General features: G+C 35.5%; 22 protein-coding genes and 1 riboswitch. Of the genes, 6 read left to right on the top strand and 16 right to left on the bottom strand.

The window, feature by feature from the left end; translation table 11 throughout:
- Positions 1-7: 7 nt before the first annotated feature.
- From cls to KO524_RS12735, 4 genes are all read right to left on the bottom strand, one after another.
- The gene (cls, locus tag KO524_RS12750; RefSeq protein ID WP_219294575.1) at positions 8-1,480 is read right to left on the bottom strand and encodes a cardiolipin synthase; all 1,473 of its coding nucleotides are present in this window, start codon (positions 1,478-1,480) and stop codon (positions 8-10) included.
- Between the two features lie 57 nt (positions 1,481-1,537).
- Complete coding sequence (locus KO524_RS12745) at positions 1,538-1,915, bottom strand: nuclear transport factor 2 family protein (RefSeq protein ID WP_219294574.1); 378 nt, start codon at positions 1,913-1,915, stop codon at positions 1,538-1,540.
- Positions 1,916-2,087: 172 nt separating this feature from the next.
- Positions 2,088-2,684, bottom strand: a complete 597-nt coding sequence (locus KO524_RS12740) for a suppressor of fused domain protein (protein ID WP_219294573.1) — start codon at positions 2,682-2,684, stop codon at positions 2,088-2,090.
- 41 nt (positions 2,685-2,725) lie between these two features.
- On the bottom strand, positions 2,726-3,547 hold the full coding sequence (locus tag KO524_RS12735) for an alpha/beta hydrolase (protein WP_219294571.1): 822 nt from the start codon (positions 3,545-3,547) through the stop codon (positions 2,726-2,728).
- A gap of 260 nt (positions 3,548-3,807) precedes the next feature.
- On the opposite strand from KO524_RS12735, the gene pepT reads away from it, so the two are divergent.
- Positions 3,808-5,046, top strand: a complete 1,239-nt coding sequence (gene pepT, locus KO524_RS12730; RefSeq protein ID WP_219294570.1) for a peptidase T — start codon at positions 3,808-3,810, stop codon at positions 5,044-5,046.
- A gap of 130 nt (positions 5,047-5,176) precedes the next feature.
- Here pepT and yajC read toward each other — a convergent pair whose 3' ends face one another.
- The 3 genes from yajC to nusB are packed head-to-tail and all read right to left on the bottom strand — an operon-like array spanning position 5,177 to position 6,895.
- Complete coding sequence (yajC, locus tag KO524_RS12725) at positions 5,177-5,461, bottom strand: preprotein translocase subunit YajC (protein ID WP_219294567.1); 285 nt, start codon at positions 5,459-5,461, stop codon at positions 5,177-5,179.
- A gap of 19 nt (positions 5,462-5,480) precedes the next feature.
- Complete coding sequence (locus KO524_RS12720) at positions 5,481-5,933, bottom strand: DUF1573 domain-containing protein (RefSeq protein WP_219294566.1); 453 nt, start codon at positions 5,931-5,933, stop codon at positions 5,481-5,483.
- Positions 5,934-5,953: 20 nt separating this feature from the next.
- The gene (gene nusB / locus KO524_RS12715; protein ID WP_219294564.1) at positions 5,954-6,895 is read right to left on the bottom strand and encodes a transcription antitermination factor NusB; all 942 of its coding nucleotides are present in this window, start codon (positions 6,893-6,895) and stop codon (positions 5,954-5,956) included.
- Positions 6,896-7,173: 278 nt separating this feature from the next.
- Between nusB and KO524_RS12710 the strand changes: the two genes are divergently transcribed.
- The 3 genes from KO524_RS12710 (at position 7,174) to KO524_RS12700 (ending at position 10,831) form a co-directional block, all read left to right on the top strand.
- Entirely contained in the window at positions 7,174-8,925 is a 1,752-nt protein-coding gene (locus tag KO524_RS12710; RefSeq protein WP_219294562.1) for an ABC transporter ATP-binding protein, read from the top strand.
- Between the two features lie 73 nt (positions 8,926-8,998).
- Positions 8,999-9,367 carry a PUR family DNA/RNA-binding protein gene (locus KO524_RS12705; protein ID WP_219294560.1) on the top strand — a complete coding sequence of 123 codons (369 nt, stop codon included), beginning with the start codon at positions 8,999-9,001 and terminating at the stop codon, positions 9,365-9,367.
- 67 nt (positions 9,368-9,434) lie between these two features.
- A riboswitch (Fluoride riboswitch) is annotated at positions 9,435-9,494 on the top strand.
- Between the two features lie 35 nt (positions 9,495-9,529).
- Entirely contained in the window at positions 9,530-10,831 is a 1,302-nt protein-coding gene (locus KO524_RS12700) for a chloride channel protein (RefSeq protein ID WP_219294558.1), read from the top strand.
- Here KO524_RS12700 and KO524_RS12695 read toward each other — a convergent pair.
- The gene (locus tag KO524_RS12695; RefSeq protein ID WP_219294556.1) at positions 10,809-11,141 is read right to left on the bottom strand and encodes a tRNA-binding protein; all 333 of its coding nucleotides are present in this window, start codon (positions 11,139-11,141) and stop codon (positions 10,809-10,811) included. The genes KO524_RS12700 and KO524_RS12695 overlap by 23 nt on opposite strands.
- 64 nt (positions 11,142-11,205) lie before the next feature.
- On the opposite strand from KO524_RS12695, the gene KO524_RS12690 reads away from it, so the two are divergent.
- Positions 11,206-11,772: a thioredoxin family protein gene (locus tag KO524_RS12690; RefSeq protein WP_219294555.1), complete on the top strand. Its 567-nt coding sequence runs from the start codon at positions 11,206-11,208 to the stop codon at positions 11,770-11,772.
- A 184-nt stretch (positions 11,773-11,956) separates the two neighbouring features.
- Positions 11,957-13,513 (top strand): FMN-binding glutamate synthase family protein, encoded by a 1,557-nt coding sequence (locus KO524_RS12685; protein WP_219294553.1) that lies wholly within the window; start codon positions 11,957-11,959, stop codon positions 13,511-13,513.
- Positions 13,514-13,622: 109 nt separating this feature from the next.
- Here the strand turns inward: KO524_RS12685 and KO524_RS12680 are convergent, their stop codons facing one another.
- The 8 genes from KO524_RS12680 to KO524_RS12645 all read right to left on the bottom strand — a co-directional run bounded on the left by KO524_RS12680 (position 13,623) and on the right by KO524_RS12645 (position 26,741).
- A complete protein-coding gene (locus KO524_RS12680) occupies positions 13,623-14,558 on the bottom strand; it encodes a pyridoxal-phosphate dependent enzyme (protein WP_219294612.1) in 936 nt (311 codons plus the stop codon).
- Positions 14,559-14,719: 161 nt separating this feature from the next.
- Complete coding sequence (locus KO524_RS12675; protein WP_219294551.1) at positions 14,720-14,971, bottom strand: hypothetical protein; 252 nt, start codon at positions 14,969-14,971, stop codon at positions 14,720-14,722.
- A gap of 75 nt (positions 14,972-15,046) precedes the next feature.
- Positions 15,047-15,712, bottom strand: coding sequence for a PQQ-binding-like beta-propeller repeat protein (locus KO524_RS12670; protein WP_219294549.1), 666 nt, complete (start codon positions 15,710-15,712; stop codon positions 15,047-15,049).
- A gap of 39 nt (positions 15,713-15,751) precedes the next feature.
- A complete protein-coding gene (locus tag KO524_RS12665) occupies positions 15,752-15,913 on the bottom strand; it encodes a hypothetical protein (RefSeq protein WP_219294548.1) in 162 nt (53 codons plus the stop codon).
- A gap of 431 nt (positions 15,914-16,344) precedes the next feature.
- Positions 16,345-17,037 carry a hypothetical protein gene (locus tag KO524_RS12660; RefSeq protein ID WP_219294547.1) on the bottom strand — a complete coding sequence of 231 codons (693 nt, stop codon included), beginning with the start codon at positions 17,035-17,037 and terminating at the stop codon, positions 16,345-16,347.
- Positions 17,038-17,413: 376 nt separating this feature from the next.
- Positions 17,414-18,103, bottom strand: coding sequence for a hypothetical protein (locus KO524_RS12655; RefSeq protein WP_219294546.1), 690 nt, complete (start codon positions 18,101-18,103; stop codon positions 17,414-17,416).
- A 5-nt stretch (positions 18,104-18,108) separates the two neighbouring features.
- Positions 18,109-23,472, bottom strand: coding sequence for a fibronectin type III domain-containing protein (locus tag KO524_RS12650; RefSeq protein ID WP_219294545.1), 5,364 nt, complete (start codon positions 23,470-23,472; stop codon positions 18,109-18,111).
- Positions 23,473-23,489: 17 nt separating this feature from the next.
- Positions 23,490-26,741, bottom strand: coding sequence for a T9SS type A sorting domain-containing protein (locus KO524_RS12645; protein ID WP_219294544.1), 3,252 nt, complete (start codon positions 26,739-26,741; stop codon positions 23,490-23,492).

Genomic DNA, 26,741 nt, shown 5'->3' with positions numbered 1-26,741 from the left:
CAATTATTTATAACAACGGAGAGAACAATCTAAGAAAGCTGTTTTGCAGTCTTTTCCAATGGGTTCTTTTATACCATCTTTTGTGGTTGAGTCGAACGGCATGTTCGCAATCTGCATAGAAAATTTCACGCATTTGATCAGCAAAATCAGTATCATAAACGATGGCATTTACTTCAAAATTTAAGTCAAAACTGCGGTGATCTAAATTACAAGTTCCAATAGAACTCACTCCAGAATCGGTCACAAAACTCTTGGCGTGTATAAATCCTTTTTGATAAAAATAGAGCTCCACTCCGGCTTCTAATAGCTCTTCGAAATACGATTGAGAGGCCCATTGTACCATTTTAGAATCCGAAACTTGGGGCAATAATATTTTGACCTTTTTACCGCTCATAGCCGCCATAATCATGGCTTGCTGCAAGCTTTCGTCGGGAATATAATAGGGAGTGGTAAACAGAATTTCGCTTTTAGCGTCATTAATTGCTTTGACTACACTGTACAAGATACTGGGAACTTGTGAATCCGGTCCGGAAGCGACGATTTGCATGGGTAATTTTGCGCAATCATCGCAATCGATTAATGGAAAAAAGTCTTCATTAACCGTTAAGCTCTGTTTGCTACAAAAATTCCAATCCGACAAGAAAATATGTTGTAAAGCATAGGTTGCATCACCAAAAATACGCAAATGTGTATCGCGCCAATATAGAGCTGGTGTTGTTTTTTTGGCATTGACATAGCGGTCGGAAATATTGATACCACCGGTATAGGAAATTTGTCCATCAATGATAACAATCTTACGGTGATTTCTATAATTCATCCGATTGGCCAATGCAATCCAAGTAATTTTATTAAAAGCGAAAATTTCCACACCTGCCTCGCGTAATTCTACTACTATATTTTTTCTAATAGAACGGCACCCAAAATCATCATAAATAAACCGTACAGCAACACCTGCTTTAACTTTATCTATTAAGATGTTTTTAATTTGATTTCCAATTTCATCATTTTCATAGATATAATACTCTAAATGAATATGGTGTTTTGCCTGTTTTAAATCTGCTATCAACTTTGGAAAAAAGGCTTCGCCATTTAATAAGATTTCGGCTTGATTATTTATAAGCAATGGACTGTTTTCCATGTTTTTATTCGACAACAAACGAATCATTGACCGATTGCTTTCTACCAGAGGAAATTGCTTTTCGGTAAAAGATTTTTTAATCTTTTCCATGCGGTTCTCAAAATTCTTTAAGAAAATTTCGTCTGTTGCCAGTTTTTTAGAATACATCTTTCTCTTGCGGTAATTAATACCAAACGAAAAATAAAACAAAATTCCGACCACAGGTACCAAAATCACCAAAAGTAAATATGCCAACGTTTTTGAAGTTGAATTGGAGTCGTAAATCACTCGCAGCACCACGGCTAAAACAATAAGCCCGTATGTTGCTTCCAACAACAAAAACCAATCTATAGTAGGAATCATCTAAATATTATTTAATCAAAATTCTTAGCAATTTATACGCGTCAATTCCAGACTCCATTATAACATGCCGTTTTCATTAATCATCGTTTGAGGAATGGCTTGTTCCACATCCCAGAACTCTGTAATCAAGTGGTTTTCGAATCTAAAAATATAAACAACTACCGATCCGATATCTTCTATGGTTTTCTTTACCAAGGAATGAACCATCACCAAATCATTTTGTTCAATCAGGCGCAAATTTTTTATTATTTTGTGGGGATTTATTTGCGCTTCATCTTTTAAAAAAACTTTAAAATCAGCTGCACCTCCTTTGTTAAAAGGATTGTGGTGTTTAAAATCCGGTCCTATATAATTGGCAAAAGCCTTATCAATTTCACCTTGTGTTATCAAATACAAGAATTGTTTTGCAATTTCTTTTTTAGGGGTAAATTCCATATGCAAATCGTTTTAATAAGTTGAAATAAAAAAATGCTCTTCCAGAATGAAACATTCTACAAATGCAGTTCTCTAAATTTATAAAAAATTGCGGATATATACTGTTATATTTTATATAAACTAAATTCCGTTATTACACGAAGGCCTACTGTTGCCTTTTACAGTTGTTTTTTTATTTAATTGTAGGTCTCAATACATCGAAAGCATCAAAATGAGGATGTTTTAAAAAAGCTGTAAACCCCATTTCTTCACAAATTTTAATTTCACTTTCCCTCATCGGATACAGTGCTTGTAAACGAATGTGATAATCGGCTCCGATATCTAAGCGAGATTCCTCAGCTTCTAAGTACAACGGGGTTCCTACTAGAAAAGCATCCATAGTAGCTTCTTCCACAACGGGGGTTCCAAAACGGATTAATTGTCCTGTTACAAACGGGCAAGCTCCTCTTAGACGGCTGACCAAATGCCCTAATGCTTTTGCCCAATTTTCATTTGAAGACTTAACTACAACACACAGTTCCGGCCGATCTTGAGGCCAATCTTTATGTTTATCCAACGACAAACCATAGGTGACCCCGGTAATAAACCCCGCTGCGGGAACCTCGCGATAGGTGATTACCACAACCAATGGATCTTCTTTATGTTCTTTTTTGGGATACCAAAACTCTGGGTTTTCTCCAAAAACACTTGTCAATTGCTCTAAAAAACGTTCGAAAAACACATCTTTAGGCGGCTTAACTATTGGATTTAAAAAGCGAAAAAGATTCATAGGTATATTGGATTATAAGATAAAAGTAATTTAGTATCAATTTACAACTTAGTTACAAATGCCGTGATTCCGTCCACATACTTTTTGCCGTGCGACGTGCTTGACAACGACTGGAACCCCTGTAAATGTCCGGCATTAAACTGAATTAACTCACTTTTAGGATTTAAAAACTTAACGCGCATACTGTCGTCAATAGTCGTTAGACCATCGCGCAATCCCGAAAAAAACAAACAGGGAATGGATAAACGCGATAAAACCTCTTTATATAGGGCTGCGCTTGGAGGTAGTTTGTATTGTTCGTCTTTGTACTCTTTAATCACTTGAACGATTTGAATAGGATTAATTACAAAACCTTCTGCTATCAAAAAATCCACGGGGTTTTTCTCGATGGCTAAGGTTGCCATGATACTCCCCATTGAAAGTGACCAAATGCCCAATCGTTCGTATTTTACTTCTTTTTTTGTCCATTGAATCACAGCAGAAAGATCGGTCACAAACTCGTCGTAGTACAAATAATCTTCTTCTATCGGAAAACTTTGACTTGCACCAAATCCTCTATAATCAAATAGGACTACGGTATATCCGACTTTGACCAGTTCCGAAACTTGACGCATCCAATAAGACATGTTACCCGCATCACCATAAGCTAAAATAAGGGTAGTTTTGTTGTCGACTTTGGTATTAGGATAACAGACCCACGATTTAAGAACGGCAGCATCGGCCGTCGTGATCGTATTCTCTTTGTAAGTGAAACCGAAGTCGGAAGGGTGTTCTATGTATTTTTTTTCTGGCTTTAAAGCCCAAGTGTAAGTACTAATAAAAAGCAGTACTCCTACATAAACCAATTTATTTAAGAATTTCATGGAGTTGAATTTACAAAGCTTTTCAAAGATAAAAATTAATCATAGAATTGCAGGCTACTCGAATTGATTATTTGTAGAATAAAGTAAGTCTCACAAGTGATTATACCTTATGTCGGAGGCAAAACCTAAGTTGCTACAACTTTTTTTTCTGAGTCTTTAGTCTTGGTTAATTTAAACGATAGTTTCCTTTGTTTTTACTGAATATGTCGACAAAAACAGATAAATAATTGTATTTTTGTTTACATTAAAAAACTTTTAGTATGCAACACATTATTGATCGTTTCATTAGTTATGTAACTGTAGATACGGAATCTGATCCCAATTCAGATGCTTGCCCAAGTACAGAAAAACAGTGGGACTTAGCCAACCAATTGGTTGAAGAACTTAAAAAAATAGGTTTAGAAGAGGTTACTATAGATGACAATGCCTACATTATGGCTACGTTGCCAAGCAACGTAGATCACGACGTACCTACTATCGGTTTTATTTCTCATTTTGATACTTCGCCAGATTTTACTGGAGCGAATGTAAAACCACAAATTGTTCCTAATTACGACGGTGGAGATATTGTTTTAAACAAGGAATTAGATATTGTTTTATCGCCAAAATATTTCAAAGATTTATTGCAATATAAAGGTCAAACCATCATTACTACAGATGGAACTACGCTTTTAGGTGCAGATGACAAGGCGGGTATAACCGAAATTGTAACTGCAATGGAATACTTGATTCAACATCCAGAAATCAAACACGGAAAAATCAGAATTGGTTTTACTCCTGATGAGGAGATCGGAAGAGGAGCTCATTTATTTGACGTAGAAAAGTTTGGTGCAGACTGGGCTTATACTATGGATGGAAGTCAGATTGGAGAATTGGAATACGAGAACTTCAATGCTGCCGGAGCAAAATTAACTTTTTCTGGAAAGAGCGTTCATCCAGGATATGCCAAAGGAAAAATGATTAACTCTTTGTTAATTGCCAATAAGTTTGTTTCTAAATTACCCAAAGACGAGGTTCCACAAAAGACTTCCGGATACGAAGGTTTTTTCCATGTGAATCACGTTAACGGTACTATAGAAAAAACAGAAGTGCAATTGATTATACGCGATCATAATTTAAAGAAATTTGAAGATCGTAAAAAAGCCATTTTAAAGATTGTAAAAAAAATCAACAAGAAATTTGCTTCTAAATTTGGAGGACCTGTTGTTGAATGTGTGATTGAAGATCAATATTTCAATATGAAACAAAAGGTTGAGCCGGAAATGCATATTGTAGATATAGCCGAAAAAGCAATGAAAGAATTGGGTATTAAACCACTTATCAAAGCTATTCGCGGTGGTACAGACGGTGCTCAACTTTCATATATGGGCTTACCTTGTCCAAACATTTTTGCAGGCGGACATAATTTCCATGGGAAATACGAATATGTTCCTGTAGAAAGCATGCAAAAAGCTATTGAAGTTATCGTTAAAATTGCAGAGCTTACAGCTAAGAAATAAAAATACTATTGCTTTATAAAAATAGCGCTATCTTAAAGGTAGCGCTATTTTATTTTGTATTATATCGTATGCAAAAGGGTACAAAAAAACCCGCTAAAAGCGGGTTTTTATATATTGTAATCTATTTTGATTATGCTTTAGTGTTCAATTTTTGGCTCATTTCCATTGAAATAGCAGAACGCTCCATTTTCAATTTTCCTGACATAGTTTCCAACACGATAGAAGTTTCACCCAATTCTGCAATTTTACCGTGAATTCCAGATTTAGTAATGATTTTATCGCCAACTTTGATCATGCTTTCAAACTCTTTTTCTTTTTTCACTCTTTTTTGTTGTGGACGAATCATCAAGAAATATATCACAACAAACATTAGAATAATGGGTAAAAACTGACCTAAATTCCCTAAATTTTCCATAAATAAACTTTAATAATTATTATTGTTTTGGAGCAACATTGGCCTTAATGGTCAATATTTCTTCTCCTTTTTGTGTATTCGTAGTAAGCGTTACTGTTTTTTGTTGTTGACCAACAGAAGGGGTAACAAAAGCCACTTTTAATTTGGAAGTTTCTCCCGGTTTAATCGGTGTTTTTTGATATTCTGGAACAGTACATCCACAAGAAGCTTGTGCATTGATAATAATCAAATCTGCTTTACCTGTGTTGGTAACATTAAATTCCGTTTCAACTCTTTCGTTATTTCCTATATTCCCAAAATCATGAGCTTCTCTGTCGAATTTAATTTCAGGATAAGCATTAGTGGTTGCAGCTGTTTGCTCTACTTCTGCCTTAGCTAAATTAGCGTCGTCTATACGATCTGATGCATTGTTTTGCTTGCAAGACGCGGTGAATAGCATAATTGCAGCGGCTAATAATAAGGTACGTTTCATAATTAATATACGTTTTTTGATTACAATAATCCTTTACCGATTTTGTTTAATTTGTTATCTGCTTGGTAAGCTTTCGAAATATTATCCAATATTCCGTTGATAAAAATACTACTTTTTGGTGTAGAATACTCTTTTGCAATCTCTAAATATTCATTAATTGTAACTTTAACCGGAATTGAGCTAAATTTTAACATTTCACAAATCGCCATTCTTAAAATAATCGTATCTATTTCAGCAATACGATCTGAATCCCAATTCGGTGTTTTATCAACAAATTCTTTATTTAATTCCCCTGCATTTAAAAGGGTTTTACGATACAATTGTCTCGCAAAATCCTTATCGTCAAAATCCTTATATAATCGAGGAACCAAAATTTGCAAATCGTCTTCCGTCAATTGTTTTAATTGTTTTTGAATCATGGTATTTACCAAAGGTAAATCGTCTAACCAAGTCAATTTAGTATCTTCGAAAAAGTCGTATAATTTTTCGTTAGGCGCTATAATTTCAGTAAATACACGCCAAATAAAATCCCGATCTTCTTTAAAAGTAAACAAACCGCTATTCATGTACTCTTCGTACAATTCACTTTGTTTGATTTCGTTGATTAAGATTTGTATATAATTGTCGTTAACATGCCAATGGTTAACAGCACGCTCGTCTATGGCATTGGAAACAGAAATCGATTCCGCTAAAGCTTTTAAGACTTGATTGTCGACAAGTTTTCTGTTGGGATTGCGCTCTTGCGAAGTAGCTAAGTGTTTTTTTTGAGAAAGCGCTAGAAAATCTTCTTCTTTTCTTTGGATTTCTATTAAGGAAGTCAGCATTAACAAATACAGATCTTGGATATTTTCTATACTATTGAATAAAAATTTCTCCCCACCTTCTAATCTGTCGGAGTCGTTTTGTTGCATCGAATAAAGGGTTTGCATCACTTTAATCCGAATGTGTCTTCTGTTTAACATACTACTATAAGAACTTTTTGTATTTGAAAAATATTAGATCATTTTCTAACAGTCTGCAAAGGTAGATAAAATTTTATATCGAAAAGCATAACCGATCCATTTTTTGTGTGTTTTTGTATAAAATTATGTATTCACAACTAAATATTTCGAGAGCCGAATCAATACCGTCTAAAAAAAGTATATTTGCTCTTTAGACTTTTCAAGTGTCGTTATTTTTACAATAACCGTTGACGACTCGAAAACTTTATAAACTTAAAACCTAGAAATCAACAGGATCAATGAATGAGCTTCGCCATTTAAACAAATATTTTTACAAATATAAATATCGCTTTCTGATAGGTATTTTTATTACCATCATCGCTCAGATATTTACTTTATTTACCCCAAAATTAGTAGGAGATTCCATCCGTGCCCTAGAGCAACTCAAAGTGCTAAAAGCCGAAGAGGTCAGTGCATTACTCTTGCAAAATATTTTTTGGATCGTAGTAACGACTCTAATCGCGGGATTCTTAACTTTTTTAATGCGTCAAACCTTGATTGTGATGTCACGTCATATTGAGTTTGATTTAAAAAATGATTTGTTTCAACATTACGAAAAACTATCTCAAAGTTTCTACAAACGCAACAGAACAGGCGATTTGATGAATCGAATAAGCGAAGACGTAGGTAAAGTTCGTCAATACGTTGGTCCTGCAGTAATGTATTCAATCAACACCTTTATTCGCTTTGCCGTAGTTTTAGTACAAATGTATTTGATATCACCTCTACTGACTTTATACTCGCTACTTCCCTTGCCAATTTTGGCTATTTTTATATTTAGATTAAGCAAACAAATCAACGAACGCAGTTCTATATTTCAAGCAAACCTATCACAGCTTTCCACATTTACTCAAGAGATGTTTTCTGGAATCCGCGTGATTAAAGCCTATGCCATAGAAAAAGAAAAACAAGCCGAATTTGAGATTCTTTCGCAGGAAAGTAAAACCAAAAATCTAAGCTTATCTAAAACGAATGCACTCATCGGTCCATTGATGGTCTTGTTGATTGGTATTAGTAACTTGGTAGTTATTTTTACCGGTGGAATGATGTATATTAATGGTACTATATCCGATATCGGAGTGATCGCTCAGTTTATTTTATATATCAATATGTTAACATGGCCTGTAGCCTCCTTGGGTTGGGTTTCTACTATGATTCAAGAAGCACAAGCCTCGCAAAAACGAATCAATGAGTTTTTACAAGAAGAACCCGAGATTGTAAACCACAGCCCTAACCATACTGCCATTGATGGGTCTATATCTTTTAAGAACGTTTCTTTTGTTTATGAAGACACGGGAATTGAGGCCTTAAAAAACATTAGCTTTGAGCTGCCCAAAGGAAAGACCTTGGCAATCCTCGGAAAAACAGGCTCCGGAAAATCGACCATCTTGTCTTTAATTGCCCGTTTATACGATGTGGATAGTGGTCATGTTTGCATTGACAACACTCCTATTGAAAAACTTCATTTGGAAGATTTGAGAAAAGCGATTGCTTTTGTACCACAAGATGCCTTTTTGTTTTCGGACACCATTAAAAACAACATCAAATTTGGAAAGGAAGATGCGACTGATGAAGAAATTATCGAAATGGCTCAGCAAGCAGCAGTACACGACAACATCATTCGTTTTGAAAAAGGCTATAATACCGTTTTAGGAGAACGCGGGCTTACTTTATCGGGAGGCCAAAAACAAAGAGTTTCCATTGCTAGAGCCCTTATTAAAAATGCACCGATTCTTATACTAGACGATTCCTTGTCTGCTGTAGATACAGAAACCGAAGAAATTATTTTAAAAAACCTTGAACAATACAGTAAAAACAAAACTACCATCGTAGTTACACATCGCGTTTCTTCTGCAAAAAATGCAGACTTAATACTGATTTTAGACGAGGGTCAAATTATACAACAAGGAAGTCACGAAGAACTTTTAAATTCCGCAGGATACTATAAAGATTTGTATTATAAACAACTTACCGAAAAAGAAATAATTTAAAAAGTTGGTTTTATAAGTTTTTTTTTAGACTTTTGAAAACTAGAAACCAATCAAACTAATTGATAGAAGGATTATGAGAGATAACGAAATGTTAGAAAAAGAGGAAATTTTTTCTAAGGTATTACGCGCAGGTAGAAGAACCTATTTCTTTGATGTAAGAGCAACAAAGGCTGATGATTACTACATTACCATTACTGAAAGCAAGAAATTCACAGAAGATGATGGTTCATTTCATTTCAAAAAACACAAAATTTACCTATATAAAGAAGACTTTGCTGCTTTTAAGGAAATCCTAAACGAAATGACCGATTACGTTTTATCACAAAAAGGAGAAGAAGTCATTTCTGAAAGACATCAAAAGGACTTTAAGAAAGAGTTTCAAAACGAGGAGGTAGAAGAAAGCCGCAACAGTTTTACCGATATTGATTTTGACGATATTTAATATATAAGCGCAATAAAAAAAAATCTGAATGTCAACACATTCAGATTTTTTTTTATACTTTTGTCTTATACGATTGGGCAATGATGTCTGCCCCGAACCGCCTTTTGCTGATGACGTCTACTAATTTTAGCTTTTCTAAATAAGCTATTAGTATACTATGTTATGAAAAATTCAGTAAAAAGCAGCAAAACCTTCAAGAGTTCCTCACTTTTATTATTTTCCTATTTAGTTAAATGGGCACTGATTGCAACGGTTGTTGGCGTAGCCATTGGTTGCTGTTCTGCTTTGTTTTTATATACTCTAGAAGCAGTTACGCTATATAGAACACAACATACACAACTCCTTTTTCTACTTCCGTTTGCCGGATTTTTTATTGGCTTACTCTATTTTTATTACGGAAATTCCGTAGCAGGAGGCAATCACTTGCTTTTAAAAGAATACCAAAACCCACAAGCTATAATTCCTCTCAGAATGATTCCGTTAATTCTTGTCAGTACTTTAGTTACCCATCTTTTTGGAGGCTCAGCTGGACGTGAAGGTACGGCAGTCCAAATGGGAGCTGCTCTAGCCGATCAATTCTCGCGTTTTTTTGATTTGAAATCCATCGACCGTAAACTATTACTGGCTTTGGGAATAAGTGGTGGTTTTGCCGCAGTATTTGGAACTCCTCGGGCAGGAACCGTATTTGCATTGGAAATATTAGTGGTAGGAACGCTTCGTTATAAAACCGTTTTCCCCTGTTTGGTTGCCGCTTTTGTAGCTCACTACACTTGTGTATGGTGGTCTGTAAAACACAGCATTTACCCGATACCGTTAATACCTGAATTATCTGCTTTTGCTATCGTTTTAGTTCTGGGTTGTGGAATATTATTTGGATTAGTAGCATTATTGTTCATTAGAACTACCAATTTATGGGAAGTAGGTTTTAAAAAATGGATCCTGTACCCGCCTTTACGTCCTTTTATCGGAGGATTACTTTTTTTATTACTATATGTATTGATTGGCAATCCTAACTATTTGGGATTGGGTATCCCCACTATAATTTCCTCTTTTGAAAATACCCAAGGCATCGAAGTTTTTTTACTTAAAATCCTTTTTACCTCCTTGACTTTAGGCTCAGGATTTAAAGGTGGAGAAGTAACCCCACTCTTTTTTATTGGTGCCGCCTTTGGAAGTTTTCTATCGATTTATATCCCCTTACCAACATCCTTTTTGGCGGCTGTGGGATTTGTTGCCGTTTTTGCAGGAGCAACCAAGGCTCCTTGGGCTTGTACCTTAATAGGAATGGAATTGTTTGGAATAGGAGGTGGCATTTTCTTTTTAATTGCATGCTGGATAGCAGCGCTTGCATCGGGTAAGCAAAACCTATACAACAGTCCGCCTCACCCACTGCTTTCCAAACCGTACAACTGTTTAAATCATCTCAAAGAAAAGTTTAAAACTAGCCAATTTTCCAACCGTTAGCCACTTTTTTACCCGGCTGAATTAAAACGACATCCTTATCTAGCCCAACTACACCTAAAACCAAACATTCACTTCTAAAGTCTGCGATTTGTTTTTTGGGAAAATTAACTACCGCAATTACCTGCTGTCCAACTAATTCTTCCTTATTATACAAAGCTGTAATTTGCGCAGAACTTTTCAATACACCGATTTCTTCTCCAAAATCTATAAACAATTTGTAAGCCGGATTACGGGCTTTTTCGAAGTCCAATACTTCTAAAACAGTACCCACACGCATATCTATTTTTTCAAAATCTGAGAATTCAATCATATTACAAGTATTAATAGTCAAAGATATATATTTTTAGTAATTTAGTAGCTAAATAAAAACCAAAATGGCAAAAACCGAATCCACTATGCTTCCCCTAGGAACCACCGCAATGGATTTCTATCTAAAGGATACCAATTCAAACGATTGGCTCACCTTGTCGGATATTCGTGGTTCTAAAGGAACTTTGATTGTTTTTATATGCAATCATTGTCCTTATGTGCACCATGTTATCGACGAAATCATTATGATTTCCAACGATTACCGAGTTCAAGGAATAGGCATGGCAATGATTTCTAGTAACGACGCCGAGGCATATCCTCAAGACGGTCCCGAACTCATGACAGAATTTGCATTCGAACACGCTTTTGGTTTCCCCTATCTCTATGACCCCACGCAATCAACTGCCAAAAATTATGATGCCGCATGCACACCCGACTTCTTTTTATTTGATTCCCAAGATCTTTTGACCTATCGCGGTCAACTCGACGATTCAAGACCGGGAAACAATATTCCCGTTAGCGGAAGTGATTTAAGAAGTGCTATTGATGGACTCCTATACAATAGAGTCATAAACGCAGTACAAAGCCCAAGTATTGGGTGTAATATTAAATGGAAAAAAATTAGTAGTTAATAAAATCTTTACTACCTTTGCCGCGAATTGCATTATTTTTTGGCTCAAAATCCTTGGAAAACTAAGGATTTGTCAGTGAAAAACAAAAATGCTTAATTCGAATTTAGACGATAATAAATAGAGTAAATAATTAATAAACAAACGTTTTTTTAAACAAAAATTAAACTGCATAAACATCCTCTTTATGTTACACAAAAAATTTTTAAATCGATTTTCACTGAGTCAAGTTATCTTGTCATCGGTAGTGCTTTATTTGCTACTTGCAGCCTATTTTGTCTTTTTTCAAGATGCCAGCTATTTTCATTTAGTATTGCCTATCATCTTGACTTTTATCGCTTTTAACGACAATGCGCAGACCAAACACACTATTCGTAAGAACTACCCTATAGTTGGGCGTTTGAGATATTTGTTTGAATCGATTCGTCCCGAAATTAGACAATATTTTATCGAGGGAGAATTGGACGGAAAGCCATTCAACAGAAGAGAGCGCTCTATTGTATATCAAAGAGCAAAAAACGAAAAACAAACCGTGTCATTTGGTATGCAAGATGACCCTAACCGTATCGGTTATGAATGGGCATCGCACTCTATTTATCCAAAGAAAGTTAATATTACCGACTTCCGAACTACTATAGGTGGTAAAGAATGCGCACAACCTTATAGTGCTAGTATTTATAACATCAGTGCTATGAGTTATGGTGCTTTGAGTAAAAAAGCGATTACATCTTTAAATGAAGGAGCTAAACTTGGAGGATTTGCACACAATACAGGTGAAGGTGGAATTAGTGATTACCACCGTTCTGGAGGAGATTTAATCTGGCAAATTGGTACGGGATATTTCGGATGTAGAGATGAGAATGGATTTTTCTCAGAACCATTATTCGCAGAAAGATCGAATTATCCAGAGGTAAAAATGATCGAATTAAAGCTTTCTCAAGGAGCTAAACCGGGTCATGGTGGTTTGTTGCCAGCAGAAAAGAATACGCCCGAAATTGCAAAAATTAGAAGTATAGTACCTTTTACAACCGTACATTCCCCTTCTTCTCACTCTGCTTTTTCCAATGCGACAGAATTGGTTTATTTTATCCAAAAACTTCGAGAACTATCCAAAGGGAAGCCGGTAGGTTTTAAAATTTGTATCGGTCGTAGAGATGAATTTAAAGATATCATAAACGCTATGGTTACTACGGGCATCTACCCTGACTTTATCACTGTTGATGGTGCTGAAGGAGGTACTGGAGCTGCACCATTAGAATTTATCGATTATATGGGTATGGCCTTGTCAGATGCTTTGGTATTTGTCAATAGAACGCTGATCCAAAACAACATCAGACAAGAAATCAAATTGTTGGCTTCTGGTAAAATCATTTCAGCCTTTGATATTGCTAAGGCAATGGCTTTAGGTGCAGATGCTTGTTATAGTGCTCGTGGAATGATGTTTGCCTTAGGTTGTATCCAAGCCCTACAATGCGATAGCGGACACTGCCCAGTTGGTATTGCTACACAAGATGAGCAATTATACAAAGCCATGGACATTACAGATAAAAGAGTTCGTGTAGCGAATTTCCATAAAAACACGATGAAAGCTTTTGGCGAATTTATCAGTGCTTGTGGTTATGAAAACGCCAGCGAAATCGACCCTAAGATTTTCCATAAAAGAGTGGAACACGGACTTAACAAGAGTTTTGCCGAAATGTATTTTAGTGATGTCATTAAAAAACCTGCAAGTCCAATTATCTAAGATACTATTACCAAACAAAAAAGACCTTGAGAAATCAAGGTTTTTTTTGTTTGTAGCGAATACGCGGATATGTCTATACGCAGATACGCCAATATGCGCAAATGGTCCATTAGAAAAAAGGTAAATTATCCAAATCGACATTACCCCCCGATAGGATAATGCCTATTTTTTTAGCTTCAAAATTCTCTCTTTCTTTAATCAATGCCGCCAAAGCAACGGCACTTGAGGGTTCAACGATGATTTTCATACGTTCCCAAATCAGTCGCATCGCACATATAATCTCATTCTCTTTGACTCTTATAATTCTGGAAACGTGTTTTTGGATAATCGGAAAATTGAGATCCCCCAATTCTGTCCTTAATCCATCTGCCACGGTATCGGTAGTTTTATTTGCCTTGATTTCACCGCTGTGAAACGAGCGATAAGCATCGTCTGCTTCTAAAGGTTCGCCTGCAACAACGGGACAGTTGGTTCCAAAATAATGGGCCGCTAAAGCAGTCCCTGCTAGCAGTCCGCCACCGCCAACTGGTGCGAAGATATAATCCAAATCGGGATGTGCCTGCAACAATTCCAAAGCTGCTGTTCCCTGGCCTAAAATCACGTGCCGATTGTTGGATGGGTGAATAAACGTAGCCCCATATTTAAGGACAACCTCTTTGGCCATACGCTCCCTTGCCTCTAAAGTAGGTGCGCATTCGAGTATTTGACCATCATAACCAAGCACGGCATTTCGTTTGACATTTGCAACAGTATTAGGCATTACGATATAGGCTTTAACCCCCAAACTCTGTGCTGCTAAAGCCAATGCCTGAGCAAAATTGCCCGACGAATGGGTTACCACTCCACGGCATTTCTGCTCATCGGTCAATTGCATAATAGCATTGACAGCGCCGCGCATCTTAAATGCTCCCATACGCTGAAAATTCTCACATTTAAAATACAACTTCGATCCCACCAATTTTTCAATCAATTGGGACGACATCACAGGCGTATTATGGATGTATGGCGCTATACGCTGTTGACATTGCAGTAAATCTTCTTTCATAAATCGATTAGATTGTGCTATAACTCCATTTTTAAAGCTATAGCCTATACTTGATTGTTTCGTCAAATTTAGTGTTTTATTCTATCTTTCTAAATCTAATTCCTTCTATGATCAAATCTCCAGCAATGATGCTTTGAGATTCAATTTTCAATAACTATAATTTATACTTTTTCGAAAATATGTAATGTTTTCGCAGTATCTAATAGGTATAAATGATTGGAATAACAAAGTGGTTTATCTATTTGAACTCCACTTTCAACTTCTACATTTTGTACAAATTCTATTTCATAGGTGTTTAAATTTATTTTACCGAATTTGGTTCCGTATTGATTACTAGAAAAATACAAATCCCCTTCAAAAACCACATGCATATGTTGAGAAACAGCAATACCGTACTTTTTTTCGCTATTCAAAAATTTCTTCTCTAGTGTTTTTATTCCTTTTTCTATATCAATAACTTCAAATGTCTCTCCCGCATAGCCATAAAGCTAACCTCTACTACTGTCCAAACTATAATAGAAGAAACAATCATCCAACTCCCATAATTGCGCACCTGTTTGTGTATTTATAGCTAATAAGTGATTATTCGCTAACGGAACAATTAAAACATTCTTAAATACCAATATATCGCCTTGAATTTTTACTTTAAATTCTTTATTCCAGATCTCTTCACCACTTTCAATAGAAATACAATCTACTACCAATTTATTAAAGCTAGAAAATAGCAATATTTTACCCAAATTGACATTGTAATAATAACTAGTATTCCTTGCTACATCCCATTTGCTAATATACTCTTGATTTTTTCTAACAAGCAATTCATTATCATATACTCCATTTTCTTCACTAACAGCAAATAAATCATAATTATCATTTAAAATAACAATATATTCTTTATCCGTTTCATAGACGGTTTTTAAAGAATAATCACTACAATCTAATTTAACCAACTTGTTGTCTAAAGAAAAATATAAATCGCCGCCAAATTCTCTATATAATGCAGTACTTTCAAAATATAAATCTGCAATTTCCATCAGATTAAAATCAAAAACATGAAAAATATTGTTTGAATCGAAATATGAAAATGAATTAGAATTAAGTTTAAAACAATCATACACATCATTAAATACCCTTATTTTATTATAATTTACCATATTATTTTTTATTGTAATTTAAATATCACATAAAAATTTTCATCTAGCAATTTTATCAAAGCTTTCTTGTTTCTTGCAACCTTCTTTAATAAATTTATTAATAATTGTTTGGTCTATTTTCACTTTACCCAACTCCTCCAAAAATAACTTTTTCTCTAATGTTGTTACTTTTTCACCGTTATCTAAATCTACGTATTCCATCAAATCGCTCGCAACTTTGGTTTACATAATTAATCATTAATTTTGCTTTAAATACATTATATCTTAGTTTATAAGTGAAAGTAGTTTTGCGTTCCCATCTTTTATTATTTTGTAAATATCCTCAATATATATTCTATTTTTGCTTTGGCTAAAAAAGCTTTTGATGCATTTTTTTATTAATAGATGCTTTGTACTCTTGACCTCAAACTCTATAAACGTTGTAGTTTCAACCTTTGCAAAGATGTCTGTTATCTCCATTCTTTGATTAGGGGCCCAAGGCGAACCAACATTTAACTTACTATCACTGGTAACTGCACGGTAGTGATTAGTTTATTTAAAAATAAGAAAAAATCAATCATTAAGGTAAATGTTATCCTTAACTTCATTTCATAAAAAAAGCGATCCAATCGATCGCTTTTTACTTTTAAAACTTAAATATTGTAAACTGGCTCTGTTTTATCTAAAATTTCTTTTAATTCCTTTGCGGCACTGTAATACCTCTGAACATCAATACTTTCTGGCACTTTACTAAGAATCATCTGACGGCTTTCTACAAATGCATCCATATAATTCTGGTAGCTCTCATCATTACATAATCTAAGTATGGTCGCTTTTTTGAATTGCCAAAACATACCCAATATAGGATGTAATTCTTCTCTACCTTCTTTGTCTTTGATAAATTCATATAAAACAGTTAAACAGTGCCAATGGGCAGAATAACTAAGGAATTCTCTTTCATATAATAAAACCAATTGCTTTGAAATCAAATCAATTGATTCCTTGTTTTCAATTATAAATCCATTTTGCGGATGAAAATTAAGTTCATTCAATTTATGTGACGCCTTGTCTAAATAATTATAACTATCTCCTACTAAAGAATTGTTAATTAATATTGAAGAAACAATACTTTCTAAATCTAAATAACATACATATATTTTAAATCCATAAAAAGTAAATCTTTCATCAATCATATATCCTAAAGTAAAGATTTCTTTTGGATTACTTTTAATAAACCTTGTTTCTAATCTAAATGAATCTGTATCAACTAAGATTTTTGTCTTTAAAACATCTATCTTTTTTCTAATATCTTTGATAACTAGCTCATTGATTTTTTCTACCTCCATAATTGAACTATTTCTACTTTTATTTTACTTAAAATCTACACTATTCATATTAATTGGTGGAACTTTTATTACATCTCCCTCACTTATTATTTTATAGACGTCCTCTCTATATATTCTAATTCTCCTTGCATTCCTTTAGTTCTAACCTCAAACTCTATAAATTTTTTAGTTTTATCGTTTGCAAAGATATCTATCAACTCCGTTCTTTGATTAGGGGTCCAAGGCGAACCAACATTTAACTTACTATCACTGGTAACTACACGGCAGTGATTAGTTTATTTAAAAATAAGAAAAAATCAATCATTAAGATGAATGTTATCCTTAACTTCATTTCATAAAAAAAGCGATCCAATCGATCGCTTTTTACTTTTAAAACTTAAATATTGTAAACTGGCTCTGTTTTATCTAAAATTTCTTTTAATTCCTTTGCGGCACCGTAATACCTCTGAACATCAATGCTTTCTGGCACTTTACTAAGAATCATCTGACGGCTTTCTACAAATGCATCCATATAATTCTGGTAGCTCTCATCATTACATAATCTGAGTATGGTCGCTTTTTTGAATTGCCAAAACATACCCAATATAGGATGTAATTCTTCTCTACCTTCTTTGTCTTTGATAAACTCATACAAAGTATAAAGACTATCCCATTTCTCATAAAAAGGGATAAAATATTCATTATAAAATCTGTCAAACATCTTTATAACCTCTTTTGCTTTTTGTTCTGAATCTACTAATAATCCTTTAGCAGGAAGTCGGTACATTTCATAATCCCTAGTCATAATTGTATTATATACTTCCTCAGGTCTAACTGCAGTAATCTTATTATTAAATAAGATAAATGCTACAATATTTTCAACTAAAGGAACCTGATTACAATTGACAAATCCATAAAAATGATTATTTTCATATATTTTTGACAAAAACCTAATACCACTTACAATGAAATTATTCTCTCTACTATAATACAACAACTTAGCAGTTTTGTCTCCTTCTTCTTTTAACACAAAATCATATTGTACAAGACGTCTATCTATATGATGTAAAACTTTTTCTATATACATCCGTTTTATTTAAAGTTATTACTATTAAGTTTTATCGGAGGTGTTTTTATTTGATCTCCCTCACTAATTATTTTATACACATCTTCTCTGTAAATTCGTACTTTTTTAGATTGAAGAAAATCGGCATCATTTGCTAATCTTCCTAAAAACTCGCTATTACTTCTTACCTCATACTCTATAAATTTTTTAGTTTCATCCTTTGCGAAGATGTCTATCAACTCCGTTCTTTGATTAGGAGTCCAAGGTGAACCAACATTTAACTTACTATCACTGATAACCGCTCGGTAATAATACAAGCCCTCTGTTTCATCAAATAACTCTTTCACAAACAAATCATCGGCAATAAGTTTTTTACTACCTCCAGTTCTCAACAAATGTATTTGACTTAATTTTTCATAACCATCTTCTAATAAATCTTTAAAAGGAGGATTTATATGATGTATTTGACTACTAACTAATTTCTCAAAATCATTCCCTTTTCCTATTACTTCTTTAAAAAATTGGCTTCTCCCAATTCGCGCTGTTACAGCCTTTATTAAAGCATTATCCGCTGTTTCTTTTATAACATCCCAAGCATTACCAGGATTATCTATTATTGCTTCTACAGCATCAAACAATTTAACGTTTTTAAGTTCACTTGCAACATCTCCATATTTGTTTGGATTGCTTAAATAATTATTTAAGTTTGCCAATTTATCATCTGTCCATAACTCTTTATTGTCCAAACGTTTTAGCTGCTTTTTACTGAGCCCTTTTGACAATAAGGTTTGTTTTACAACATCTAAAACGTTCGCATTCCCTAAGGTTTTTAAAGATAACTCTTTTCTAATAAAATTCCCATCTAAATACTTGGCTTCTTGCCTTATTTCGTCGAGAACCTTTTGAGTTAATTTCTGATCACCACCAAAATAAGCAGAAGAAACATGAACTTCATTAATATTAATATCACTAATCCTCTTTAAATCTAAAACAAAGCCCTCTGTATTATCGGCCTTTTTCGCTACAATTCCAAATAATTTACTGGCATCTTCCCCTGTCTTCAATGCGCCTTTTAAATACGCGGACCCTACCAACGGCACTGAAAAAGATAACGAATAAATGGTTGCATTGGTATAATCACTTCTAACTCCTGCATATACGGCACCAATAGGATCGGTGAAAGTATCAACTCCAGGGATTAAACCAATCCCATCAACCACTCCATAAACCACATCATCTAAAAGTAATAATTTGTCAAAGTTATAAAAATGTTTGGTTTCTAATTTGATTGTTGCATTACTCAAATCTAACGCAATTTCTACTTTATTTCCCCAGGCCCATTGCTGTTTTGATTCTATCCATAATCTATTAGTCAAGCTTTCGTCGTCCATATAAATTTCTCTATACTTCCCTAAATCATCGTTAGAAATTTCTTTCCATAGACTAGCGTTATTGAGACTTCCCTCCAACTCTTCTTGTGAAGTAAAATCAAAGTAAATTTGTTTTGCCTCTTTTAAATATTTTTGATATAAAGTCCAATTATCATTAAATCTATAAACCTTAGACCACTTTTCATTTAAAGCTTTTATTTCATCATAACCTTTGGATTCGTAAAAATTAAGCGTATTGATAAATGGATATCCCACTACATCACTAGCAGAATTATCCCTTCTTTGAATAAATTTACCATCCGCTAATTTATAATAGCGACTGATGTACAGAGGCTTCGCAATTTCGCTATAAATACTTAATACATTTTTAAACCAAGTCTTGTCATCACTTAAATTTACTGCCGAATAGTTAACTACATCATTATTTTTCGTTTGTGCAAACCCAACTCTTAAACAAGTATTATCTATTTCCAATTGATTGCCATAAGGAATGATTATCAACAGTACTTTTTTTCCCTGAAATTGATTTTTTGTTTCTACTAATACGTCTAACGCTAATTCTTTTAAAGCAGAAGAAGTATAAAATGATTTTATATCTTTTTTGATAAAAACAATACTTACAAACACATTAGGTTTATGGTAGCTTAAGAGGTGTAATTTATCTTCTAATAACTCTATTTCATTATTGCTCTTTCCATCTCCAACTATTTGAATATGCACCCTTTCATTTAATCTACGTTCTTTTGATGTTAATGCTAATCGACTATTAAAGGCACTCAGCAACTTTTGCTTAACTAAATCTTTGTCTACTGGACTGTATTTCTTATTATATACAAATCCAGTACATTTATTTACGTATTCTTTATCTACATCTTCTTCTGTTTTAACAAACCGAACTTGTTCATTCGGATTAGTAGAAGATGTTGTTGACAAACATCCTAAGAATATTTTATCGTTGTCGTTGGAAAAAATAAATTCCTCTATCCCTTTTGTGTATTCTTTTAAACTTTTAGCGGCAACCATTTTATATGACGTTTTACCACATCCCCTCTCTTTATCGAAAAACAAGTGAATCACTTTTTGACTATCTAACGATTGTACTGTTAACTGATTTAACTGGTAAACGTCTTCTTCTCCATCAGCAATTTTAGCGACATAACTTTTTCTCTCGTAAATCCAATAGTAATATTTTTTTCCTATTTGGAAACCAGGTAAAGTCCCATCGTTCTTTAAATTCGGATTAGAAGTATAATCTATATTATCAACTAGAATTGACGAGTTTACTGCAAATATTTTATAATCAGGACTTATAGCATATCCTCTACTAAATTCCCCTTCACTTTGTCCTTGGAACAGATACAACTTAAACTTAGGATCGTTGACTTGTTTCCAGTCCATGTGGGTAAAGTCAGTACCGGTGGAATAATCCATCAGGGTATTCAAACTTCCCACTACGGTGTTGTAAGTAGTAAATGGATGTGTTAATGCCAAGGCTCCGTGGGCGAGTTCGTGCGCTAGGGTACGGGTTTGGTCGTTAAACACAAATCCGAATTGCCCTTGTAGTCGCATATAGCCCTGTTGCGACAGGTCAGAAATCTGATCTCCTGTGACAAACAGATAATATCGATCCGAACTGGCACGCCCTTTATAACTGTTAATAACCGCTTCCTGTGCTTTGGTGTAGGTTGTCAAATAGCGTTTGTCCTCGGATTTCAATTGGTCGCTATCGACGTCAAACACCTCTTCTATACGAATGTTTAATGTAATTGCCAAAGGCGTATAAATCGCTTGCAAAGCTTTTATTTGCCCTTCCAATTGTGTTTTTACCTTTGCCGTGGTTGGAACCAAACTCAATTGAATGCTTTTTGGCGTGATATGCACCAATCGGAAAGCTCCCGCCAATTGGCTTTTGCCATTTTGCTTGACCGTTGCTAAAATCTCTTCTTCGGCATAGTTTAAACTTCCCTTGACTTTTAATAAATAACCTCCTGTGGTTACTTCAAAAGGAATGCGTTCGCCCAAATCGGTTTTGAATTCCAAACTGTCTGTATGAATACTCGCTCCATCGGTTAAGATTGCCTTGGCAAATACCAAGTCTGTAGCACCTTTGGCTACCGCTTTGTAAGGTAAATACTGGCCTTTCACTTCGCGATATTCCTTTTTCAGCTTAGCAGTTGCCCCTTTTTCAGATACTGCATCCCACCCATAAATGGCTTTCGGGCCATTTTCGAAGGCAAAGCGAATCCCTTGAGCAGTAAAATCAATAGCCTGACCGTTCTTGTCTACTCCGTTAGTATTTCCCGGGGAGGGCTTGCCATCAGTACTTAATGAACCGTTCGGCTCCGTGATTTGATCGCCCGGCTGTACATCTTCACCTATCTTCCAGATATTTCCCTCAGAATCGATAATAATGATGTCCTTTCCTCCCGGTAATATCACTTCTTCGCCATGGGGTCCTTTGATGATGATATCACCATTATTATCTATAACGATCGAATCAATCGGGAACGGAATTTCTTTGTCTATTTTACCATCTGCCCCCGAACCGGTCAAATCTTCCATATCACTAACATTCTTCCAATCGGGATCATAGGTGGTTTCCAGTTGTCCGCTGATGAGTTGGTAGTCGGTATTGATTTGTATGTTTTCAAAAGTTACTGCGATTTTGGTGTCTGCCAAATACGGTACTATGATGTATCCCTTACCTGTATATACACCGCCATCTCCATTTAATTCCAATACTTTAACCGGGAAATCGCCGGCATAAAAAGTTTCTGTTACAATTAAATTGGATAAAATCGCTTTGTTAATCAAATTAATATCGGGCAACAATCCACAGCTAAAATTGCTATTCGCGGCTGTGTTGTCCAATTGAAACTGCTGAATATTGCTGTAGTTGTAACTCGGTTCTTGTCCGTATTGTACCGACTCACAGGTTCCACCTACTCTAAACTCATAGTGATATCCGGCTTCTAAATTGGAAATGGTCGCTTGATTATTTACACTATAAAGGTCAAACCACGCGGCATTTTCTACTTGAGCCTTGCGGTATTGCAAGTGGTATTTGAGATGCATGGGTACGCCTTGCCAAGAGATTTTTACGCTATTAGTGCCTTGTGGTTGCGCGAGTATCGCCTTAGGAGCTTCGCAATTCACATCGATTTTAAAGGTAAATACTTCGCTATAACCGTTGTTTTTAAATACGGAATTTTCGGCTAGTCCGTTGTGAGAAATGGCTCGAACGCGCCACGCATAACGCTTGTTGGGCAGTAAACTCGGTTTAAATAAATCGTATAGAAAAACCGTAGTACGCACCCCTTCTTCGCGGTATAAGAGCGGCGCCATATCAAAGGCATAGTTGGCATTCATCGACGCATCCATCAATTCCTTTAACTCGAAAGTATAGGAGATGTTGATGGCATTGAGTTGACGCGGGGTCCAACTAAACAATATATTGGTGAAATCGGTTTGTGCGATTTGTTCGTTTTGAGCTGGTATGTTCAACAATGGTGGATCATTGAGCATCAAATACATCATGCCACAATGTTTTTGTGACAGCAATTTTCGGGTAGCTCCGTCATACAGCTCAAAACATATTTGATACATACCATCCGGTAAGTTTTGACTGTAGGTATTTTGGTTGAGACCGTGTATGTTTTTTAGTTGAAAATAGGGCGCCAAATCCATACTCGTCAAATTGAGTATTTCTCCACCGTTGATATACATCGGCGGAATTCCCTGTAAGACACTAGCACTCTGAGCTGCAATTCCATTTCCTTCGAAATACAGTTTTAAAACCACCGGTCTATTTACAACAGTTAAATCCGTTGGAATGACTTGTAGCGATATCCGTTCTGCACTACTATTGGAAAAATCGGATATTTTATTGGTGTAGGGCGTGTTGATATTGGGCAGCAATTGAACCGGATATAACTGTGCCCAGACCGTGGTTTGAACCAATAAAAACAGGCTAAAGAAGAAATGAAAGTGCTTTTTCATGAGTGTTTATTTTCCTATTATAGAATGATCATTTTTTGAGTTAGGGTTTGTTTTCCCGTCTCTAAAATCAAGATGTAAGTACCCGCTGCAACATTGACTTCTATGGGAACTACATATTTTTTATTGCCTGAAAGCTTTTTTGTCATCAAATTATTTTGACCGATATAATTGATCAATCTCAATTGAATCGGACTTTCTTCAGCTAATATAATTGTCGCTACAAATTCCCCTCTATTGGGGTTGGGCGTTATAGAGAATTCTTCAATAAAACGTCCCTTTAACTGTTGGTTTACCGCTAAATCATCGCGATTTTCAACTACTATCTTTTTATTGAATATTTGATAACAAGCTCCTTGGGTTTGTTTTAAACCGATTTCGTATTCTCCGGTTTGTTCAAATCGCAAAGTCAGTGTTTCGTCTTTAATTTCAACGATTTCTATACCTTCAGGTACCAACCAATTAGTCTGCTCGCCAAAGGGTTTGCTCACATTAACCAGAACGACTTCTTCCGATACATAGGCCTGAGTGCTAATTAAAAATTCGGAACTGATCGGTATGCTTAGATGGTCAATTCGAATTTGAGCTGTAGCTACACAGCCTTTAGAAGTAGTGATGGTTGCGGTATAAAGGCCTTCCTGACGCAATACTACTTGTGGGCTTTCGCTTTCAAATCCATTGGTAGATTCCCATTTATATAGTGCCTGATCATCGGCAATAGCAATGTCTACAGGTAAATATTGCGAATTACATAGGGTTCTATCTTCCCCTATTTCAAAGGTAAACTCGTCGGGGTTGCTGATTGTATATTGTTTTTTAAAACTGCAGCCTTGTGCGTCTGTAACCTCAACGATGTAGGTACCTGCGGCGAGATTCTCTAAGTCTGAAGTTATTTGACCTGTATTCCACTGGTAAGTATATGGTAAAACCCCTCCACTTACATCGATTTTGATAAAGGCATCTGTAGCGTTATAGCAATCCAAATAACGAATATGCTCCTGTACGCTAAATGCATCAGGCTGGTCGATGACTACAGTACCTTCAACTCGACAGCCTCTTGCATCAATGACTTCTACGAAATAAGGAATGGAAATCAATTCATCAATGGCAGCAGTTGTTGCTCCATTAGACCAATTGTAAGTATATGGAGGCGTACCTCCCTGTACAAAAACTTTTGCCCATCCGGTATGGCTGTTGTTACAGCTCGCCGCTTTTTTCTCAAAGTATAAAGTCAACTGATCGGGTTGTTTTAGATTGTACAACGAATCGGCAACCGTTTGCAATTCGTTATTTTGATAAACTCCCAATTGAATACCGTTGCGGTCTTCTATATTAACCGCATAGTTTCCATCGGAGAGTTCTATGGCTGTTTCGCTAGTTATATGAGCCAAATTATCCCATTGTCCTGCACTGTTTTGTTTTTTCCAAGTATAGATATAGGGCAAGCCATTGTTGGCAGTTCCTGTAAATGGGCGGCCACCTTCTGCTATAACTTTTAAACTCCCGTCTTGTACCTCATCTCGAATACCATCTTGTGGGCTTTGATCGGTTTCGTCACCAAATTCATTGTTGTCATGGCAGGAAATCGGCTTAACCAATATAAATTTGACCTTTAAGGGATCGGGTTGGGTAACTATCAGTTCAGATTCTAAAATCAAACAACTGACTTTATTTGTTGCTAACTCGTAATTTTTATCTTTTACTGTCAGGAAATAGGTTCCAGCCGCGACATTATTCAAAGTGATATAATAAGAACCGCTAGTAAAAACTGCTGTACTTTGCTGGTTTAGTAATACACCGTCTTGATTTCTCCACTCGTAGGAATAGGAATTGTTTTCAAATCGGGTACCGCCGTCTATTTTAACCACAATTTTGCCATTGGCTCCCCCGTAAAAAGTTGGTTCCTGGTTTAAAGTATATTCCAACGATAAAGGTGCCATTGGCTGCGTTAAAGAAATACTCTGAACTTTCTCTTCGCCCAAAGCTATTTCTCCATTGATTTCTCCCTGGATTTTAGCGATACAACCGTTGGCATCTCGTACTTTCAGCGTATAGGTCGCCGCTGTTAAACCCGTTATTTGATGGTTGTTTTGATTGGAAAAATTTACCCAGTCGCCCTCGTTGAGTTGGTACTGGTATACGCCATCTGTCACCCCTCCACTGGCGTTTAATGTTATTATACCGTCGTTACCTCCAAAACACCAAACATCAATTTTAGAAAGCATAAAATCAACCGGGTCGTTTTTATCTACCGTTGAAACAAATTCTCTCGATAAACTGTTGGAATGGGTATTTTGTCCGTTATAAAATCCTGATGCCGTAACCCCATAGCTGCCTTTTGGAAACTCAGCTGGAGTTGTAAAAACTCCATGTTCAAAATCGTCAATCGTCAGATTCACATAGTTTGCTTGAGCTCTTTGAGTATCCAAATTAAAATATGTCAACGAAAGGGTTTCTCCATCTAACAAATCGCGATCGGTATATACCTTTAGTACGGCATCGTTATTATCGTAACAACTGGTTTTACTATCGGATACGCCTACAAAGTTAGGAGAGGATTTAAAGTAGGTAAAGTTTACCGTATTGGAAATCGTTCCTCCAGATTCTGTATCTGCCCATACCGAAACCATTTGTCCTTCTGCACTTTGTGGTAAAAAATCTTTTCCTTTCAAGTTTAGATAGTCCGTATTGTTAAACGCTTGGGGTATATGAAGAGCCGGACCGTTCCCTACTCTATATTTCCAATTGTAATATTTACTTTCAATATGATCTGCTAATTTAATTTCAAGTCTTCCTTCACTTCCTAACTCGTACACCTGAGTGGCATTAACATTAATCTCAACAAATGCTTTTGTTTTTAGACTCACCCAATCAAAACCATCTCCTAAATTCTGCTGATAGTGACTATAGGGATCCGTATTTATACTAAATTCTTTAAATCGATCTCGAGGACCTCCATCGCAATTACCCAGCCCATTCTTCCATCTAATGATCACTTTGAATATAACCTTATTGATCTTATTTTGTTTTGTAAAACGTTTGGAGAAATTCGTATTGGCGTGAATCAGTCGTCCATCAAATATTCTAGCTGAAGTACCATTTACATAAAAAACATTAACCTCGCGTAATCCGTCTATACTTCCACAGGCACCTTTGCCTCTTCCCATATAGCCTTCTATATCTAACATATAATAGGATTCACCGGTCAGCGAAATCTGTCCCAAAAAATTCCAAGAGGAAAAAAATGCTATCAATAATATATACTTTCTCAT

This window comes from Flavobacterium sp. NKUCC04_CG (assembly GCF_019345525.1).
In the GTDB taxonomy this organism is placed as follows: Bacteria; Bacteroidota; Bacteroidia; order Flavobacteriales; family Flavobacteriaceae; genus Flavobacterium.
Note: the sequence above shows the minus strand (reverse complement) of the source record. Positions and strands in the feature narration are given on the sequence as shown.

Coding starts and splice junctions, on each gene's coding strand:
- cls (WP_219294575.1), bottom strand. CDS start 1,480: ATGATTCCTACTATAGATTGGTTTTTGTTGTTGGAAGCAACATACGGG.
- KO524_RS12745 (WP_219294574.1), bottom strand. CDS start 1,915: ATGGAATTTACCCCTAAAAAAGAAATTGCAAAACAATTCTTGTATTTG.
- KO524_RS12740 (WP_219294573.1), bottom strand. CDS start 2,684: ATGAATCTTTTTCGCTTTTTAAATCCAATAGTTAAGCCGCCTAAAGAT.
- KO524_RS12735 (WP_219294571.1), bottom strand. CDS start 3,547: ATGAAATTCTTAAATAAATTGGTTTATGTAGGAGTACTGCTTTTTATT.
- pepT (WP_219294570.1), top strand. CDS start 3,808: ATGCAACACATTATTGATCGTTTCATTAGTTATGTAACTGTAGATACG.
- yajC (WP_219294567.1), bottom strand. CDS start 5,461: ATGGAAAATTTAGGGAATTTAGGTCAGTTTTTACCCATTATTCTAATG.
- KO524_RS12720 (WP_219294566.1), bottom strand. CDS start 5,933: ATGAAACGTACCTTATTATTAGCCGCTGCAATTATGCTATTCACCGCG.
- nusB (WP_219294564.1), bottom strand. CDS start 6,895: ATGTTAAACAGAAGACACATTCGGATTAAAGTGATGCAAACCCTTTAT.
- KO524_RS12710 (WP_219294562.1), top strand. CDS start 7,174: ATGAATGAGCTTCGCCATTTAAACAAATATTTTTACAAATATAAATAT.
- KO524_RS12705 (WP_219294560.1), top strand. CDS start 8,999: ATGAGAGATAACGAAATGTTAGAAAAAGAGGAAATTTTTTCTAAGGTA.
- KO524_RS12700 (WP_219294558.1), top strand. CDS start 9,530: ATGAAAAATTCAGTAAAAAGCAGCAAAACCTTCAAGAGTTCCTCACTT.
- KO524_RS12695 (WP_219294556.1), bottom strand. CDS start 11,141: ATGATTGAATTCTCAGATTTTGAAAAAATAGATATGCGTGTGGGTACT.
- KO524_RS12690 (WP_219294555.1), top strand. CDS start 11,206: ATGGCAAAAACCGAATCCACTATGCTTCCCCTAGGAACCACCGCAATG.
- KO524_RS12685 (WP_219294553.1), top strand. CDS start 11,957: ATGTTACACAAAAAATTTTTAAATCGATTTTCACTGAGTCAAGTTATC.
- KO524_RS12680 (WP_219294612.1), bottom strand. CDS start 14,558: ATGAAAGAAGATTTACTGCAATGTCAACAGCGTATAGCGCCATACATC.
- KO524_RS12670 (WP_219294549.1), bottom strand. CDS start 15,712: ATGGTAAATTATAATAAAATAAGGGTATTTAATGATGTGTATGATTGT.
- KO524_RS12665 (WP_219294548.1), bottom strand. CDS start 15,913: ATGGAATACGTAGATTTAGATAACGGTGAAAAAGTAACAACATTAGAG.
- KO524_RS12660 (WP_219294547.1), bottom strand. CDS start 17,037: ATGGAGGTAGAAAAAATCAATGAGCTAGTTATCAAAGATATTAGAAAA.
- KO524_RS12655 (WP_219294546.1), bottom strand. CDS start 18,103: ATGTATATAGAAAAAGTTTTACATCATATAGATAGACGTCTTGTACAA.
- KO524_RS12650 (WP_219294545.1), bottom strand. CDS start 23,472: ATGAAAAAGCACTTTCATTTCTTCTTTAGCCTGTTTTTATTGGTTCAA.
- KO524_RS12645 (WP_219294544.1), bottom strand. CDS start 26,741: ATGAGAAAGTATATATTATTGATAGCATTTTTTTCCTCTTGGAATTTT.